General features: G+C 73.4%; 15 protein-coding genes. 5 read left to right on the top strand and 10 right to left on the bottom strand.

The features are described from left to right. Positions 1 to 279: 279 nt before the first annotated feature. Positions 280 to 1,566, top strand: a complete 1,287-nt coding sequence (locus ACFZAT_RS17345) for an MFS transporter (RefSeq protein WP_391265096.1) — start codon at positions 280 to 282, stop codon at positions 1,564 to 1,566. A gap of 10 nt (positions 1,567 to 1,576) precedes the next feature. On the opposite strand, the gene ACFZAT_RS17340 is transcribed toward ACFZAT_RS17345, so the two are convergent. The 4 genes from ACFZAT_RS17340 to ACFZAT_RS17325 all read right to left on the bottom strand — a co-directional run bounded on the left by ACFZAT_RS17340 (position 1,577) and on the right by ACFZAT_RS17325 (position 6,566). Then, positions 1,577 to 2,383, bottom strand: a complete 807-nt coding sequence (locus tag ACFZAT_RS17340; RefSeq protein WP_391265095.1) for a VOC family protein — start codon at positions 2,381 to 2,383, stop codon at positions 1,577 to 1,579. Between the two features lie 44 nt (positions 2,384 to 2,427). Then, complete coding sequence (locus tag ACFZAT_RS17335; protein ID WP_391265094.1) at positions 2,428 to 3,783, bottom strand: carboxyl transferase domain-containing protein; 1,356 nt, start codon at positions 3,781 to 3,783, stop codon at positions 2,428 to 2,430. After that, positions 3,776 to 5,236 (bottom strand): AMP-binding protein, encoded by a 1,461-nt coding sequence (locus tag ACFZAT_RS17330; protein ID WP_391265295.1) that lies wholly within the window; start codon positions 5,234 to 5,236, stop codon positions 3,776 to 3,778. The genes ACFZAT_RS17335 and ACFZAT_RS17330 overlap by 8 nt, the downstream gene beginning before the upstream one ends. Positions 5,237 to 5,354: 118 nt before the next feature. After that, positions 5,355 to 6,566, bottom strand: a complete 1,212-nt coding sequence (locus tag ACFZAT_RS17325) for an MFS transporter (RefSeq protein ID WP_391265093.1) — start codon at positions 6,564 to 6,566, stop codon at positions 5,355 to 5,357. A gap of 106 nt (positions 6,567 to 6,672) precedes the next feature. Between ACFZAT_RS17325 and ACFZAT_RS17320 the strand changes: the two genes are divergently transcribed. Beyond that, complete coding sequence (locus tag ACFZAT_RS17320; protein WP_026171549.1) at positions 6,673 to 7,104, top strand: Lrp/AsnC family transcriptional regulator; 432 nt, start codon at positions 6,673 to 6,675, stop codon at positions 7,102 to 7,104. Between the two features lie 12 nt (positions 7,105 to 7,116). Here ACFZAT_RS17320 and ACFZAT_RS17315 read toward each other — a convergent pair whose 3' ends face one another. The 4 genes from ACFZAT_RS17315 to ACFZAT_RS17300 all read right to left on the bottom strand — a co-directional run bounded on the left by ACFZAT_RS17315 (position 7,117) and on the right by ACFZAT_RS17300 (position 11,023). Further along, positions 7,117 to 8,676: a GAF domain-containing protein gene (locus tag ACFZAT_RS17315; RefSeq protein WP_391265092.1), complete on the bottom strand. Its 1,560-nt coding sequence runs from the start codon at positions 8,674 to 8,676 to the stop codon at positions 7,117 to 7,119. 19 nt (positions 8,677 to 8,695) lie between these two features. Continuing rightward, entirely contained in the window at positions 8,696 to 9,733 is a 1,038-nt protein-coding gene (locus ACFZAT_RS17310) for a rod shape-determining protein (RefSeq protein ID WP_391265091.1), read from the bottom strand. Between the two features lie 269 nt (positions 9,734 to 10,002). Continuing rightward, positions 10,003 to 10,575 (bottom strand): hypothetical protein, encoded by a 573-nt coding sequence (locus tag ACFZAT_RS17305; RefSeq protein ID WP_391265090.1) that lies wholly within the window; start codon positions 10,573 to 10,575, stop codon positions 10,003 to 10,005. A 16-nt stretch (positions 10,576 to 10,591) separates the two neighbouring features. Further along, the gene (locus ACFZAT_RS17300; RefSeq protein WP_391265089.1) at positions 10,592 to 11,023 is read right to left on the bottom strand and encodes a MarR family transcriptional regulator; all 432 of its coding nucleotides are present in this window, start codon (positions 11,021 to 11,023) and stop codon (positions 10,592 to 10,594) included. A 126-nt stretch (positions 11,024 to 11,149) separates the two neighbouring features. Between ACFZAT_RS17300 and ACFZAT_RS17295 the strand changes: the two genes are divergently transcribed. The 3 genes from ACFZAT_RS17295 to ACFZAT_RS17285 all read left to right on the top strand — a co-directional run bounded on the left by ACFZAT_RS17295 (position 11,150) and on the right by ACFZAT_RS17285 (position 13,523). Next, positions 11,150 to 12,169 (top strand): zinc-binding dehydrogenase, encoded by a 1,020-nt coding sequence (locus tag ACFZAT_RS17295; protein WP_391265088.1) that lies wholly within the window; start codon positions 11,150 to 11,152, stop codon positions 12,167 to 12,169. 89 nt (positions 12,170 to 12,258) lie between these two features. After that, complete coding sequence (locus ACFZAT_RS17290) at positions 12,259 to 12,687, top strand: organic hydroperoxide resistance protein (protein ID WP_073965309.1); 429 nt, start codon at positions 12,259 to 12,261, stop codon at positions 12,685 to 12,687. A 53-nt stretch (positions 12,688 to 12,740) separates the two neighbouring features. Next, positions 12,741 to 13,523 (top strand): EI24 domain-containing protein, encoded by a 783-nt coding sequence (locus ACFZAT_RS17285; protein ID WP_391265087.1) that lies wholly within the window; start codon positions 12,741 to 12,743, stop codon positions 13,521 to 13,523. 6 nt (positions 13,524 to 13,529) lie between these two features. Here the strand turns inward: ACFZAT_RS17285 and ACFZAT_RS17280 are convergent, their stop codons facing one another. Continuing rightward, positions 13,530 to 14,522 carry a galactose-1-epimerase gene (locus ACFZAT_RS17280; protein ID WP_391265086.1) on the bottom strand — a complete coding sequence of 331 codons (993 nt, stop codon included), beginning with the start codon at positions 14,520 to 14,522 and terminating at the stop codon, positions 13,530 to 13,532. Positions 14,523 to 14,533: 11 nt separating this feature from the next. Further along, positions 14,534 to 15,448 (bottom strand): GDSL-type esterase/lipase family protein, encoded by a 915-nt coding sequence (locus ACFZAT_RS17275; RefSeq protein WP_391265085.1) that lies wholly within the window; start codon positions 15,446 to 15,448, stop codon positions 14,534 to 14,536. Between the last annotated feature and the right edge of the window lie 243 nt (positions 15,449 to 15,691).

Raw genomic sequence — 15,691 nt, 5'->3', positions numbered from 1 at the left:
TTCTGGGGGCGCCCGTCACTGGGTGGACGAGAACCTGTTCACTCGCCGTCCGTGCGAGCCGGATCGAGTGGGATGCAGCCGGATGGAGTCGGGTGGCTATGCCCATTCTGACCTGCGGAAACGTGTTCACGCCGATCGGTTCGGCCCCGGTGCCCGCACCGTCGGCGGAACAAACGGGCCGGCCACGGTCTTCAGGGTGCGGTGGAGGGCGCGATCGCGCGGAAGCACCGGCACCCCAGGGCCTTTCGCCCGCGTGTTTCACGGTAGATACCATTCCGCGTGACCGAATCCCTGACCGAATCCGCCGAGGGCGCCGATGAACCGGCGCCGCGAGGGCGGATATTCGCCGATCTGACCCCCTTGCGTATATCGCCCGACTATCGGCGGCTCTGGTTCGGGAACACCGTGTCCTGGATCGGGCAGGGGATGACCGCGCTCGCGGTCTCGTTGCAGGTGTACGACCTGACCGGGTCGGCGTTCTCCGTGGGGCTCATCGGGGCGTGTTCGCTGGTGCCGCTCGTGGTGTTCGGGCTGTACGGCGGGGCCATCGCGGACACCGTGGACCGGCGGAAGCTGGGGCTGGTCAGCGCGTTCGGGTCGTTCCTGCTGTCGGTGGCGCTCGTCGGGGTCACCGTGGCCGGTGTCGAGCAGGTGGGGGTGCTGTACGCGGTCGTCGCGCTCCAGGCCGTCTGCTTCGCGCTCAACTCACCCGCCCGCAGCTCCATGATCGCCCGGCTGCTTCCGGCCGGGCAGCTGCCCGCCGCCAACGCGCTGAACTCGATGACCAGCACCACCGGCACGCTCGTCGGGCCCATGCTCGGCGGCCTGATCGTCGGCTGGTGGGGCTACCGCGCCGCGTACGGCGTCGACGCCGTCACCTTCACGGCCTCCCTCTACGCGATGTGGCGGCTGCCCGCCATGCTGCCCGAGCGGGACGACGCGGCGGACCGGAAGCGGGCCTCCGTGATGGACGGGCTGCGGTTCCTCGGGACCCGGCCCAATCTGCGGATGACGTTCCTCAGCGACCTGTGCGCCATGGTGCTCGCCCAGCCCCGCGCGCTCTTCCCCGTCGTCGCCGTCCTCTGGTACGGGGGCGACGCGAAGACCACCGGGCTGCTCGTCGCCGCACCGGCGCTGGGGGCGCTCCTCGGCGGGGTGTTCTCCGGGTGGCTCGGGAGCGTCCGGCGGCACGGTCTCGCGGTCCTGGTCGCCGTCGCCTGCTGGGGCGCCGCCGTCGCCGTCTTCGGGCTGACCCGGCAGCTCTGGCTGGGGATCCTGTTCCTCGCGCTCGCCGGGGCCGCCGACACCACGTCCATGGTCTTCCGCAACACCATGCTCCAGGCGGCCGTGCCGGACGAGCTGCGCGGCCGGCTCCAGGGCGTCTTCATCGTGGTGGTGGCCGGCGGGCCCCGGCTGGGGGACTTCCTCGCCGGGTCCGCCGCCGACCTCACCTCGCCCGGTCTCGCCGTGACCGGGGGCGGGATCGCGTGTGCCGTCGCCGTGGGGCTGCTCGCGCTGCGGTGGCCCGGGTTCGCCCGGTACGACGCGCGTCACCCCGAGGCGTAGCGGGGCGGCCCTACGCCTCCCTCTCCAGCTTCGGCATCTCGCCGCCCGTCGTGCCGCTGTCGAACAGCGAGAACGGCGCGCCCTGCGGGTCCGTGAGCGCGGCGAACCTGCCGAACGGGATGGTCATCGGGCCGAACCGCAGCGTGGCGCCCAGTGACTTCGCCTGCTCCACCGCCGCGTCGCAGTCGGACACCGCGAAGTACACGTTCATGTACGGCGGCACCTCCGGCGGGAAGTCGTCCGTCATCCTCATGCGGCCCAGGACGGGGTCGGCGCCCAGGTCGTAGAGCGTGAAGTCGGCCCCGTCGTCCGCCATGCGCTGCACGCCGTACCCGAAGACCGCCGGGAAGAAGGTGTCCGCCATCTCCGGGGCGCGGGTGAAGACCTCGGCCCAGGTGAACGCGCCGGGGACCATATCGGTCTCGAACCCCTGGTGGCTGCCGGGCTGCCATACACCGAAGGTCACCCCGCCCGGGTCGGTGGCCAGCACCATCGTGCCGAAGTCGCCCACCCGCATGGGCTCCACCAGGACGGTGCCGCCGTTGGCGCGGATCTTCGACGCGGTGGCCGCCGCGTCCGCCGAGGCCAGGTACAGGCACCAGCCCGTCGGCATCCCGCCCGGGCCCGGCGGCATCAGCGCGGCGACCGCCTTGCCGTCCACGTGGGCCTGGGTGTAATTGCCGTACTCCGGCTGCGACTCACCGAATGTCCAGCCCAGCAGCTCACCGTAGAAGCGTTTGGCGCCCTCCAGATCGGTGAACGTCGCGTCGGCCCAGCACGGTGTGCCCTCGGTCGCTTCTGCGGGCATCGTGGTCATCTCCTCGTACGGGTGAATGCCCCCTTGTTCACGCTAGCCAGCCTTCACGCCCGCCGCCCGTCGGCTCGCGGACCGGCCACCGAGCGGGCCACGCCCAGCTCCACCAGGTCCTGCGGGCGCAGCCGCAACTGGCCGGCCGTTTCCCGGGCCCGGTCCGGGGAGCGCTTCAGGATCGCGGCGGCGAGCTCCGGCGCGATGACCGAGAAGTAGCTGTCCGGCGTGACGTGGGTGTGGTCCGGCGCCGCAAGCGCCAGCGCCCCGCCCGAGCCGCCCTCGCCGATCACCAGCGTCGTGACCGGGACCCGGGCCGCCGCCACCGCCGCGAAGGCGTCCGCGATGGCCGCCCCGGCACCGGCCCGCTCCGCCTCCGCGTCGTTGGCCGCGCCCGGCGTGTCGATCAGCGTGAGGACCGGCACGCCCAGCCGGTCCGCGAGCCGGATCACCCGGGCCGCAGTGCGGTATCCGGCCGGGCGCGTCGCCGTACCGCACTGCGCCACGTACGCCACCGCATGCCCCGCGCGCATCCCGAATCCGCAGAGCAGCCCCGGGTCCGTGCCGCCGCAGCGGTCGCCGCTCAGCGGCAGGCGCGCGTCGAAGTAGGCGTCCAGATAGGCCCCGGCGCGCGGCCGGTCCGCAGCCCGTGCGCGCAGCACCGCGTCCCAGCCGGTCTCCGGCGGGTCCGCCGCCGCGAGCGCCGCCGGGACCGGGGCGGGGGAGGGCGGGGCGTCCCGGTGGGCGAGCAGGCCGAGCCAGCCGCCGACCACGGCGGACAGCTCCCCGGGCGCCACGACCGCGTCGACCGAACCGGCCGCGAGCTGGCCCTCGGCGGTGTACGCGGCGGGGTCGGCGCCGGGCGGACGCACCCGCGATCCGGCGAACCCGATCTGCGCCCCGGGCACCGCCAGGATCACGTCCGCGCCCGCGCCCAGGGTGGCCCAGCCGCCGCCGGTCGTCGGGTCGCGCAGGACGGCGAGCTGCGCCGGGCCCGCCGCCCGCAGCCGGGCCGAGGCACGTGCCACCCGCTGGAGCTGGGTCAGCGCGATCATGCCCTCCTGCATCCGGCTGCCGCCCGTGGCGATGAGCGAGACGAGAGGCAGCCGCCGCGCGATCGCCTCCTCGTACGCCGCTTCGAGCCGGTCCCCGGTGCGCTGCCCGAGCGAGCCGCCCAGGAACCCGAACTCGAAGGAGATCAGCACGCAGGGGTGCCCGCCGACCGTGGCGGTGCCGTGCACGACGGACTCCTGCTCGCCGGTACGGGCGACGGCCCGGGCCCGCGATTCGGCGTAGCCGGTCCAGCCGAGCGGGCCGTCGCCGTCGGTGTCCCCGGCGGGGGCGGGCAGCTCCGTGAAGCCGTCGGTGAGCGCGGCGACGGCCTCGCGTGCCGTCAGCCGCTCAGCCATGGAGCGCCCGCTTCATGATCTTGCCCAGGTCGTTGCGCGGCAGCCCGTCCAGGTAGCGGACGGTGCGCGGCCGCTTGTGCGGGGCCAGCTGGGCGGCGACATGGTCCGCCAGCTGCTCGGCGGTGGGCGGGGCGGCCGGGTCGGCGGGCACCACCCAGGCCACGATCCGCTCGCCGAGGTCCGCGTCGGGTTCGCCGGTGACCGCGGCCTCCCGCACGCCGGGGTGGTCGAGCAGGGCGTTCTCGATCTCGCCGGCGCCGATCTTGTAGCCGCCGCTCTTGATGAGGTCCGTCGCCTTGCGGCCGACGATGCGCACATAGCCGTCCGGGTCGAGCGTGGCCATGTCGCCGGTCCGGAACCAGCCGTCGGCGGTGAGCGCGGCGGCCGTCGCGTCCGGGCGGTTGAGATAGCCGGTGAACAGGTTCGGGCCGCGCACCTGGATCTCGCCGATCGCCTCCGCGCCGGTGAGCGGGGTGCCGTCCTCCTCGACCAGGCGCAGCTCGACCCCGCGCAGGGGCGGGCCGACCGTGCCGGGGCGCGGAGCCCCGTCGGCCCGGACGCCCGTGTTCATCAGGGTCTCCGTCATGCCGTACCGCTCGATGACCCGGCGCCCGGTCGCCGCCGCGATGCGCTCGTGGTCGTGGACCGGCAGCGCGGCCGACCCGGAGACCAGCAGCCGGGCGCCGGCGAGGGCCTTCGCGAGCCCGGCCGACGCGTCCGGGTCCGCCAGCGCCTCCGCCAGCCGGTGGTACATCGTCGGGACGCCGAACAGCATCGTGCCGCCCGCGCCCAACTCCCGGGCCACGCCCTCCGGCGAGAACCGGCCCAGATGGCGCACGGAGCCGCCCCGGCGCAGCGGGCCCAGCACGCCGAGGATCAGCCCGTGCACATGGAACAGGGGGAGTGCGTGCACCAGGACGTCGTCGGCGGTCCACCCCCAGGCGTCCTCCAGCGCGTCCAGCGAGGCGGCGAGCGCCCGGCGGGGGAGGACGGCGCCCTTCGGCGGGCCGGTCGTCCCGGAGGTGTACACGACGAGCGCGGGGGACTCCGGGTCCGGTTCGGGGAGGCCGGTGACGGGCGCGGGGTCCGGGGGTGCGGGGGTGACGTCCAGGCGTTCCGGGCCGGCCAGGGCGGGCGGGAGCACGTCGCCGGGCGCGGCGAGCACCAGGGAGGGGGCGCTGTCCGCCGCGATGTGCGCCAGCTCCCGTTCCCCGGTCCTCGGGTTCAGCGGGACGGCCGGGACCCCGGCCCGGAGCGCGGCGACCACCGCGACGACGGTGTGCGCGGTCGGGGTGGCCCAGACCGCGACCCGGCCCGCCCCGGTGAGGCGGGCCGCCAGGGCGTTCGTGACCCGGGCCAGCCCGGAGTAGGTGAGGGTGACGTCGTCGAACCGGACGGCCTCGCGGGCGGCCGCCGGTCCGGACACGTCCTGGAGTGCGGGCAGAAGTGGCATCACCCTGCGCACCCTAGATCGGCACGCCCACCCCGGCCCCCGGACCGTCACGAATGAGGCCCGCCTCACGCCCCGGCGCGCACCGCCCGCCTCACACCCCGGCGCGCGCCCGCGCCCCTCACCCGTCCCGCTGTACGTTCCGCATGCGCCCGTACGCGTACACACAGCCGGCCAGCGCCAGGTCGGACAGGAGCATGAAGCCGATCGAGTACGAGTCCTTCGCGCTGTAGATCGCGCCCATCACCAGCGGCGGCACGAACCCGCCGAGCCCGCCCATCGCGCCGACGATGCCGGTCACGCTGCCCACCTTCGCCTGCGGGGTGACCTGCGAGACCAGGGCGAAGACGCTGCCGCTCGCGGTGCCCAGGCCCGCCGCCATGACCAGCAGCGCGATCGTGCCGGTCGGGGTGAGGCGCGGGTCGAAGGCCTGGACGATCGCCATCAGGGCGGCCACCCCCAGCGCCACCGAGGTGACCAGTGCCGGGTGGATCCGGTCCGAGAGCCAGCCGCCGATCGGCCGGAAGATGACCGTGACCAGAGCGAACCCGGCCGCCTTCGTACCGGCGTCGGTCGGCGTCAGCTCGTACCACGTCTTGAGGTACGTCGGCAGGTACACGCCGAACGCCACGATGCCGCCGAAGCCGATCGCGTACAGCGCGGACAGCTCCCAGGTGACCCGCAGCCGGCCCGCCGAGCCCAGCCGGTGCGCCAGTGAATCGGTCGGCACCTTGCGGCCCGGGTGGTCGTTGATGAGCAGCCCGGAGATCGCCGCGTACACCACGAGAGCACCCGCGACCACGAGGAACGGCAGGTTGTCGCCGTGCTTGGCGATGCGCGGCGTGAAGTAGCCGGACAGCGCGACGCCGCCCATGCCCATGCCGAAGACGCCGAGCGCGAGGCCGCGTTTGGCGGGCGGGAACCATGAGTTGACCAGCGGGATGCCGATCGCGAACGTCGTGCCGCCGACCCCCAGCAGGAACCCCACGGCGAGCATCGCCCCGTACGAGTTCTTCGCCGGGATCAGCAGCAGCACCGGCAGGATGGTCAGCGCCGAGGTCAGCGGGAACATCAGCCGCGCCCCGAACTTGTCGGTCAGCGCACCCACCGGGATCCGGCCCAGCGAGCCGACCAGCACCGGCACCGCCACCAGCAGAGACTGCTGGAACGAGCTCAGGCCGAGGCGGTCCTTGTAGTCCCCCGACATCGGCGCGATCAGGTTCCACGCCCAGAAGGTGAGCGTGAAGCCGATCGTGGCCATGATCAGATTCCGGTACGCGGCGGAGCCCGGGGCGTCCACGGGTACGGGTGACTGCTTCGCGGCTGTGTCCACACGGCCAGTCAAGGACGGCCACGGGCCGTGGGCCCGTCGGCCTGGTCCGTACGGGGGACACCTCCTCGCTCTTCGGATATGCGGCGAAACTGCGACAATAGGGACCATGGATCGTCTGGACAGGGAAATCCTCGGTGTTCTCCAGGAGGACGCCCGGATCTCGTACCGCGACCTGGGCGTACGGGTCGGACTCAGCGCCAACGCGGCGGCCGACCGGGTCCGGCGGCTGCGCAAGGACGGCGTCATCCGCGGCTTCACGGTGATCGTGGACCCGGCCGCCGACACCCGTACCGGGCTCGTCGTCTTCATCGACGTGACGCTGCGGATGGACACCACCAACGAGACCTTCGAACGGGCGGTGCTGACCCTGCCCGGCATCACCGAGGTGGTGCACGTGACGGGCGGCCACGACTATCTCGTACGCGCCACCGCCGCCGACACCGCCGCCCTCGACACCCTCCTGCGCCGCCTCAAGCGGGAGGCGGGCGTCGCGCACTCCAACACTCGGGTCGCCCTGCGCGCCGCCCCGGGCCCCTGACGTCCCGCGCCCTCACAGCGGCGCCTGCCAGGTCACCGTCTCCGCCCGCGAACCGTCCGGCTCGTGCCCGTCGTCCGCCACCGTGAGGCGGACCGCGCCCCGGCCGTCCGGCAGGGTGGCCGTCGCGTCCACCTCCACCTCGATCGCGGAGACCCCGGCCCGCCGGTGCGCCGCCGCCAGGGCGCCCCGCAGCGCCGCGAGCAGCCGCTTGCCGACCGGCTCCGCGACCAGCGCGTCCACCGCCCCGGCGAACCGCACCGACGGCTGGAAGCCGAGCACCGCCGCCGCGCCCCCGGTCTCCCGGAGCACCTGGCCCCGGAAGGTGGCGGGGGCCTCGGCGGGCGGCTGCTGGAGCGCGAAGATGGCCGTCCGCACCTCCTGGATCGTGGAGTCCAGCTCGTCCACGGCCGTCCCGAGCAGCTCGCCCGTCTCCCCGGCACCGGCCCTGCGGCGGGTCGACTCCAGCATCATCTCGGTGGCGAACAGCCGCTGGACGACCAGATCGTGCAGGTCCCGCGCGATCCGGTCGCGGTCCTCGTACACCGCCAGCCGCGCCCGGTCCTGCTGCGAGTCGGCCAGCACCAGCGCCAGTGCGGCCTGCGAGGCGAACTGGGCGGCGAGCAGCCGGTCCAGAGCGGTGTACGGGCGCGCTCCGCGCCGCCGGGGCAGGGCGAGCGTCCCGATGAGCCGGCCCCCGCTCTGCAGCGGCAGCATCATGCTCGGCCCGAACCGCGACCGCACCGCCGTCGTCATCCGGGGATCGGTCGCCGAGTCCTCGATGAACACGGGCTCGCCGCCGAGCAGCTGTTCCAGGACGGGCGAGCCGGGGGCGATCGCCGTGCCCACGAGACCGGCCGGGTCCTCGTGCGTCGAGGCGACCACGATCTCCATCCCGCCCGCGTCGGTGGGCTGGAGGATCACCCCGGCCGCCGCGTCACTGAGCAGCCGCGCCCGCTCCGCCACCGTCGTCAGCGCGTCGGACAGGTTCTCACCGGTCAGCAGGGTGTTGGTGACGGCCGCCGCGCCCTCGATCCAGCGTTCCCGCTGGCGGGCGCTCTCGTACAGCCGGGCGTTGCCGATCGCGATGCCCGCCTGCGCGGAGAGGACCTTCAGCAGCCCCGCGTCCGTCTCGGTGAAGTGCCCGGTGTGCTTCTCGGCGAGATAGATGTTGCCGAAGACCTCGTGGCGCACCCGGATCGGGGCGCCGAGGAACGAGCGCATCGGGGGATGCCCGGGCGGGATGCCGGTGGCGCGCGGATCGGCCGTCAGGTCGTCGGAGCGCAGCGGCCCCGGCGCGTCCACGAGCGCGCCGAGCATGCCGGAGTGCCCGTCCGGGAAGTCGCCGATCGCCGCCTGCTCCTCCTCGGTCATCCCGCATACGTACAGCTCGCGGATGGTGCCGCGCGCGGGGTCCAGTACGCCCAGCGCTCCGTACCGGGCGTCGGTCAGGGCGGTCGCGGTGTCGATGATCTGCTGGAGCGTGGCCCGGAGTCCGAGGTCCGAGCCGACGCTCAGCACGGCTTCCAGGAGCCGGGGCAGCAGCGGCGACCGGGGCAGGCCGCGGTCCGTCATCCCACCGCTCCCGCCGGGCTCAGCTCGCCAGCGGGTCGAGCACCAGGGGGCTGATCTCGCCCTCCATCATGGCGCCCAGGCCGAGGATCGAGCAGGTGTCGGGCCGCTCCGCGATGTGCACCGGGACGCCCGTCGCGTCGCGCAGCATCTGGTCGAGGCCGGGCAGCAGGGCGCTTCCGCCGACCATCATGATCCCGCAGTCCGCGAGGTCGGCCACCAGGTCGGGCGGGCAGTCCCGCAGCACCTTGCCGACGCCGTCCAGGACGGCGGTGAGCGGGCGGTGGATCGCCTGCCGGATCGCGGCGGTGTCGACCTGGACGGACCGGGCGAGGCCGGTGGCGACGTCGCGGCCGTGGATCTCGGTAACCGAGGGGCCCTGCGTGGTCAGCCCGTTGCCGTGCAGGGCGAGCTGGAGGGGGCGCACGGACTGGCTCGGCAGCATCAGTTCGTGGTGCTGGCGCAGGTGCTGGATGACCGCGTGGTCGATGGCGTCGCCGCCGACCGGGAGGCGCACCGCGGTCACGATCGAGCCGAGCGAGAGCACCGCGATCTGCGTCGTCGCCGCCCCGCACACCATGATCATGGTCGCGGTCGGCTGCTCGACCGGCAGCCCGCAGCCGACGGCCGCCGCGATCAGGGTGTCGACCAGCTCCACCCGCCGGGCGCCGAGGCCGACCAGGGTCTCCACGGAGGCGCGCCGCGCCAGCGGGTCGCTGTCGTGCGGAGTGCAGGCCGCGGCGCGCAGCCAGGGCTTGCGGCGCAGCTGGCGCCGGAGCTTCTCGCCGAGCAGGTGGCGCAGCATGCGCTGGGCCATCTCGATGTCCACGACGGTCCCGCCGGACACGGGCCGGGCCACCCGGATGTAGTCCGGAGTGCGGCCCGTCATCTGCTCGGCGAGCGCGCCCACGGCGATCAGTGAGCCGGTACGGGTGTTGACGGCGGCCACACTCGGCTCGTCCACGACGAGGCCGGGCCCCTTGACGTACACCCGGGTGCGGGCGGCCCCCAGGTCGACGGCGACATGGCAACGGCGCAACTGCTCAAGGCTGACGGTCACGGCGGATTCCTCCCGAGAGCGTTGAGGACGACCGACGGACAGCCGGCTCACCTGAAAGCCTGCGCCGTTCGGGGACGCGCCGCCCGCTGGGCTGAGCCGTAGGAGGGACCGCCCGACGGCGTGTCGAGCGCGTTGCGCGCGCGGAGTCGTGCGAACCGTCCACGCGCCCGGAGCGCGCCCACCCGTACGAACGCGCCGCGTTGCCGGCCCCCGCGCGGCGAATCCCGGCCCGGCCGCACCATCCGGCCCGTCCGGCGTGTGAGGCCCCCTCAGCCCCCCGGAACCACCCTCTGCAACAACCCCCACGTGAACTCCGCGACACACGCGTGCGCCCCGGACCCCACCCCCAGCGCGAACCGCGTCGGCGCGCTCCCCTCCATCGGCCGGGCCGGCGCGAAGGCACGGGCGACCTCGTCCACCGTGCACGACCACGGCACCAGGTCGTCCACCGTCCGCAGCACCGGCGCGACAGCGCCCCGCGCCCGTACCAGCCACTCGTTCCACACCGCCCCGCCCGGCGCCACCATCACCTCGAACCGCAGGCCGGGCCAGAGCGGCACAGGCCACAGCAGCACGTCGCACTCCAGGTCACCGACGACCCGGCGCCCCGTCGACTCCGGCTCACCGAGCACCGACCGGTAGCGCCGCAGCGCGCCCCGCCCGCGCGGCGCCCGGACCATGGCCTGCCACCGCCGGTTCGCCTCCCGCATCTCCGCGAGCGTCGCGCTCAACTCGTGCCGGGCGTCCTCGACCAGATCCGGCCGGTGGTCCGCCATCCGGCGCAACAGGACGAGCTGGAACTCACGGGGCCCGAAGGGGGCGGAAGTGCTCATGCCCCCCATCGTGCCCGCCCGCCGCTCAGGCGCCCGCGCCGAGCATCCGCCGCAGCAGATCCCGCAGCACCGTCCGGTCCGCCGCGGACAGCCCCGCCAGCGGCTCCCGCGCGAAGTCCAGCGCGTCCCGCAGCTGCGCGGCCGTCGCCGTGCCCCGCTGGGTCGGCGCGGCCAGCTTCACCCGGCGGTCGGCCGGGTCCGGACGCCGCTCCACCAGGCCGCGCGCCTCCAGCCGGTCCACGATCCCGGTCACATTGGACGGCTCGCACTTCAGCTTCTGGGCGATCCGCCGCATGGGCAGCGGCTCGACGGACAGCAGTCCCAGTACCCGGGCCTGTGCGCCCGTGAGGCTGTGCGCGGCGGCGGCCTGCTCGTACTCCTCGTAATAACGCGCGACGACGCTGCCGATGAGCTCGATGACTTCGAGAGTCAGGGGATCTGTGCGCGAGGTGGCCATGACACCCAGGATACCCAGTTGCTTGACAACATGAAATATCCAGGAGCATGGTTGTTTCAGGTAGTGAAGCTTTTCGCTGCCGACACCGAGACACCCGCACCCCCACACCGAGGAGACCCCGAGCCCATGTCTGCAGCTCTTCCCGCGTCCGGCCGCGAATGGCACCTCACGGCCCGCCCGCACGGCTGGCCGAAGGCCGAGGACTTCGCGCTGCGTGAGGCCCCGGTCGCCGCCCCCGCCGAGGGCCGGGTCCTCGTGCGCAACCTGCACTTCTCCGTGGACCCGTACATGCGCGGCCGGATGAACGACGTGAAGTCGTACACCCCGCCCTTCAAGCTGGACCACCCGATGGACGGCGGCGCCGTCGGCGAGGTCGTCGCCTCGAACGCCGAGGGCTTCCAGGTCGGCGACCACGTCCTGCACGGCCTCGGCTGGCGCGAGTACGCGAGCGTCCCGGCCCAGCACGCGGTGAAGGTCGACGGATCGCTCGCCCCGCTCTCCGCCTACCTCGGCGTGCTCGGCATGCCCGGACTCACCGCCTACGCCGGCCTGTTCGACGTGGCGTCCTTCAAGGAGGGCGACGCGGTCTTCGTCTCCGGCGCCGCCGGTGCGGTCGGCAGCCAGGTCGGCCAGATGGCGAAGATCAAGGGCGCCTCCCGGGTCATCGGCTCCGCGGGCTCCGACGAGAAGGTCAAGCTCCTCACCGAGGAGTACGGCTTCGACGCCGCGTTCAACTACAAGAACGGCCCCGTCGCCGAGCAGCTGCGCGAGGCCGCCCCCGACGGCATCGACGTCTACTTCGACAACGTCGGCGGCGAGCACCTGGAGGCCGCGCTCTCCTCGTTCAACGTGCACGGCCGCGCCACCATCTGCGGCATGATCGCCCAGTACAACGCCACCGAGCCCACCCCCGCCCCGCGCAACCTCGCGCTGGTCATCGGCAAGCGGCTGCGCCTCCAGGGCATGCTCGTCGGCGACCACGCCGGCCTCCAGCAGCAGTTCGTCCAGGACGTGGCCGGCTGGCTGGCCTCGGGCGAGCTGAAGTACCGCGAGACGGTGGTCGAGGGCATCGAGAACGGCGTCGACGCCTTCCTCGGCCTGCTGCGCGGCGAGAACACCGGGAAGATGATCGTCTCCCTCGGCTGAACCGCCCTTCCCCGCACCCGTTAGGCTCAACCCAGGCCGTCGCGATCGTGGGCGCGAGTCGCGGCGCATCAGCAGGAGGAATCCTCAGCATGACCATTCAGAACATTGCCGTCGCGTACACCGCCGTCGCCACCGCCGAGAACGGCCGTGACGGCCGCGTCGCCTCGGACGACGGCAAGCTCGACGTCGTCGTCAACCCGCCGAAGGAGATGGGCGGCAGCGGCGCCGGCACCAACCCGGAGCAGCTCTTCGCCGCCGGTTACAGCGCCTGCTTCCAGGGCGCGCTGGGCGTCGTCGCCCGCCAGGAGAAGGCCGACATCTCCGGCTCCACGGTGACCGCGGCGGTCTCCATCGGCAAGACCGAGGCCGGCGGCTTCGGCCTGGAGGTCGCCATCACCGCGACCATCCCGAACGTCGACAGGGCGACCGCGCAGGCGCTCATCGAGAAGGCCCACCAGGTCTGCCCGTACTCGAACGCCACGCGCGGCAACATCAAGGTGGAGCTCGCGGTCGCCTGACCGCCCGGCACCACTGAACCGAGCCCCGTCCCGGACCCCGCTAGGCTGACGCCATGCGTGATCTCGGGGCGGGGCTCGGTTTTCTGATCAGGGGCCAGCGCTGGGTCCTCGGGCACGGCAAGTGGTTCGGGATAGGACTGCTGCCCGGCCTGATCACCCTGGTGCTGTACGCGGGGGCCCTCGTCGGCCTCGGCTACGGCGCCGACGACCTGGTGGAGTGGGCGACGCCGTTCGCCGACGACTGGTCGTCGCCCTGGCTCGGCCTGTTCCGCAACGCGCTGACCGCACTGGTCTTCGTCCTCGGCCTCTTCCTGGCCGTGATCACCTTCACCGCCGTGACCCTGCTGGTCGGGCAGCCCTTCTACGAGTCGCTGTCCGAGGAGGTCGAGCGCACCGAGGGCGGCACGGTCCCCGAATCCGGGCTTCCGCTCTGGCGGGAGCTGTGGATCTCCGCCCGCGACAGCGTGCGCATCATGGTGCGGGTCGGGCTGTACGCGATCCTGCTCTTCGCCCTCGGATTCGTGCCCGTCGTCGGGCAGACCGTCGTCCCCGTCCTCGGCTTCTGCGTCACCGGATACTTCCTGGCCGAGGAGCTGACCGCCGTCGCGCTCCAGCGGCGCGGCATGGTGCTGAAGGACCGCCTCGCCCTGCTGCGCGGCCACCGCATGCGCACCCTCGGCTTCGGCGTACCGCTCGGGCTGGCGTTCATGGTGCCGTTCGTCGCCGTGTTCCTCATGCCCGGGGCCGTCGCGGGGGCCACCCTGCTGGCGCGGGGCCTGGTGGGCGACGCGGACGCGGACGACGCGGGCAAGGGCGAGACGGCCGCCGAGGACTGAGCGGGCTCAGCGCACCGAGAACCCGTACACCGTGGTGGACGTGAACTCCTCGCCCGGCCGCAGCACCGTGCTCGGGAACTCCGGGCGGTTCGGCGAGTCCGGGAAGTGCTGCGTCTCCAGGGCGATCCCGGCGCACGGGCCGAACGGCCGCCCGTCGAAGTGGTCCGCCGTGTACAGCTGGAGCCCGGGCTCCGTCGTCGTCACCGTCAGCACGCGCCCGGACCCCTCGTCGTACAGCTCCGCCGCCGGTCCCGTGCCGTCGAGCACGAAATTGTGGTCGTACTCCTTGGACACCGGCCGGGGCTCGCGGAAGTCGAAGCGCGTGCCCTCCACCGGCAGGAACGCACCGGTCGGCAGCGACTCCGCGTCCACCGGGGTGACCGCCTCCGCCGCGATGCGCAGCCGCTGACCGAGCGCGCTGCCGCTGTCGGCACCCGCGAGGTTCCAGTAGGTGTGGTTCGTCAGGTTCAGCACGGTCGGCGCGTCCGTCACCGCCCGGTACGCGATGCGCAGGGCCCCGCCCTCGTCCAGCGTGTACGCCGCCGTCAGCTCCACGCGCCCCGGGAAACCCTCCTCACCGTCCGCCGAGACGAGCGACAGCTCCACCCCGTCCGGGACCGCCCGCGCGTCCCACACCCGCTCGGCGAAGCCGCAGACCCCGCCGTGCAGGTGGTTGCGGCCCTCGTTGCGCGTGAGGTGGTGCGTACGGCCGTCCAGCTCGAAGGAGGCCCCGCCGATCCGGTTCGCGTACCGGCCGACGAGCGCACCGAAGTGCGGCCCGGCGTACTCCTGGTACGACGCCAGGTCCGGCAGCCCGAGCGCGATCCCGGCCGGTACGCCGTCCCGGTCCGGCACCTCGGCCGACTGCACGATGCCGCCGTACGTCAGGACGCGCACCCGCGTGCCGTCACGCTCCAGCGTCCAGCGGCGCACCGCGGTGCCGTCCGCGAGGGTGCCGAAGTGCTCCGTACCGATCACCGTGCCCGAACCCGTCTGCATGATCAGCGACTCTACGCGGGCGGCCGCACCGCCGTGACGTTGCGGTAGGCGATCTCGGCGAGCCTCGCCTGGCCGTTGCGGCCCGGGTGGAACCAGTCCCACTGGCTGAGCTGCTTGCCGGTGAACCGGTAGTCGAACACCGCCCCGCCGTCGTACCGGCAGCGGCGGTCCTTCGCGCACACCTCGCGCAGCACCTCGTTGTACGCCACGACCCGCTCCTGGACGGCGGTGCGCCGGGCCACCGCCGCCGCGCCCATGTCGTCCGCGTCGGACAGCATCGACTTGCAGATGCCCAGCTTCCAGATCTGCTTGCCCAGCGGATTGCCGCGCCCCTGGGACCACAGCCGCTTCAGGTCCGGCACGCTCGACACGTACACCTGCGCCTTCGGCGCCCCGGCGCGCAGCTCGCGCAGCGACGTCTCGAACGACCTCCGGAAGTCCGCCACCGGGGTCATCGACCGCACCGAGTCCCGGCAGGCGTCGTTGGCGCCGATCATCACGGTCACCAGATCCGGGTCCTCGTCCGCCGCCAGCGCCATCTGCTCCGGCAGTTGCGCCATCCGGGCGCCCGTCACCGCGTGGTTCCAGCTGTGGTCCACCGCGCCGGATGCGCCCAGGAGCCGCACCGCCAGGCTGCGGACGGAGCTGTCGGTGCCGGTCGACCAGGAGACCTCCGGGCAGTCGGCCAGCACCGAGCACGCGTCGAAACCGCGTGTGATGGAGTCCCCGACCGCCGCGATCGACTTCGGGCGCGGGTCCCAGACCGGGCCCGCCGCCGGGGACGGACGGCGTTCGGCCGTTGAGCCCTTCGTCGTCCCGTCCGAACCCGAGTCGCAGCCCGCGAGCGCCGCCGAGCCGAGGCAGGCGAGAGCGGCCAGCCCCGCCATCGCGGTGCGCGAGCGGTGCCGTACGGACCGATCCGGCATTGCCTGGTCTCCTCCTGTTCGTGCCCCGCCGCTCCGCCGGGTGAAGACTGAGCGAAGAAGGGCCCCGGGACCGACGGTACGTCACACCCATGACACCGGGGCGCGGTAGCTTTTCCCCGTCGAACCTGTGGCTTTCACGGCGCCCGGCTCCACTCGGGTGGCATCCGAACATCACACCGCGTCACATACTGTCGCTTTTCCGGAGAATAACTCCCGATGCTGTTTACTGATGACAGGCCGCTG

Source organism: Streptomyces sp. NPDC008163 (assembly GCF_042956885.1).
GTDB classification, from domain to species: Bacteria; Actinomycetota; Actinomycetes; order Streptomycetales; family Streptomycetaceae; genus Streptomyces; species Streptomyces drozdowiczii_A.
The sequence above is the reverse complement of the archived record's forward strand: the minus strand, read 5'-3'. Positions and strand labels throughout refer to the sequence as shown.

Coding starts and splice junctions, on each gene's coding strand:
- ACFZAT_RS17340 (WP_391265095.1), bottom strand. CDS start 2,383: ATGACCACGATGCCCGCAGAAGCGACCGAGGGCACACCGTGCTGGGCC.
- ACFZAT_RS17335 (WP_391265094.1), bottom strand. CDS start 3,783: ATGGCTGAGCGGCTGACGGCACGCGAGGCCGTCGCCGCGCTCACCGAC.
- ACFZAT_RS17330 (WP_391265295.1), bottom strand. CDS start 5,236: ATGCCACTTCTGCCCGCACTCCAGGACGTGTCCGGACCGGCGGCCGCC.
- ACFZAT_RS17320 (WP_026171549.1), top strand. CDS start 6,673: ATGGATCGTCTGGACAGGGAAATCCTCGGTGTTCTCCAGGAGGACGCC.
- ACFZAT_RS17315 (WP_391265092.1), bottom strand. CDS start 8,676: ATGACGGACCGCGGCCTGCCCCGGTCGCCGCTGCTGCCCCGGCTCCTG.
- ACFZAT_RS17305 (WP_391265090.1), bottom strand. CDS start 10,575: ATGGGGGGCATGAGCACTTCCGCCCCCTTCGGGCCCCGTGAGTTCCAG.
- ACFZAT_RS17300 (WP_391265089.1), bottom strand. CDS start 11,023: ATGGCCACCTCGCGCACAGATCCCCTGACTCTCGAAGTCATCGAGCTC.
- ACFZAT_RS17295 (WP_391265088.1), top strand. CDS start 11,150: ATGTCTGCAGCTCTTCCCGCGTCCGGCCGCGAATGGCACCTCACGGCC.
- ACFZAT_RS17290 (WP_073965309.1), top strand. CDS start 12,259: ATGACCATTCAGAACATTGCCGTCGCGTACACCGCCGTCGCCACCGCC.
- ACFZAT_RS17285 (WP_391265087.1), top strand. CDS start 12,741: ATGCGTGATCTCGGGGCGGGGCTCGGTTTTCTGATCAGGGGCCAGCGC.
- ACFZAT_RS17280 (WP_391265086.1), bottom strand. CDS start 14,522: ATGCAGACGGGTTCGGGCACGGTGATCGGTACGGAGCACTTCGGCACC.
- ACFZAT_RS17275 (WP_391265085.1), bottom strand. CDS start 15,448: ATGCCGGATCGGTCCGTACGGCACCGCTCGCGCACCGCGATGGCGGGG.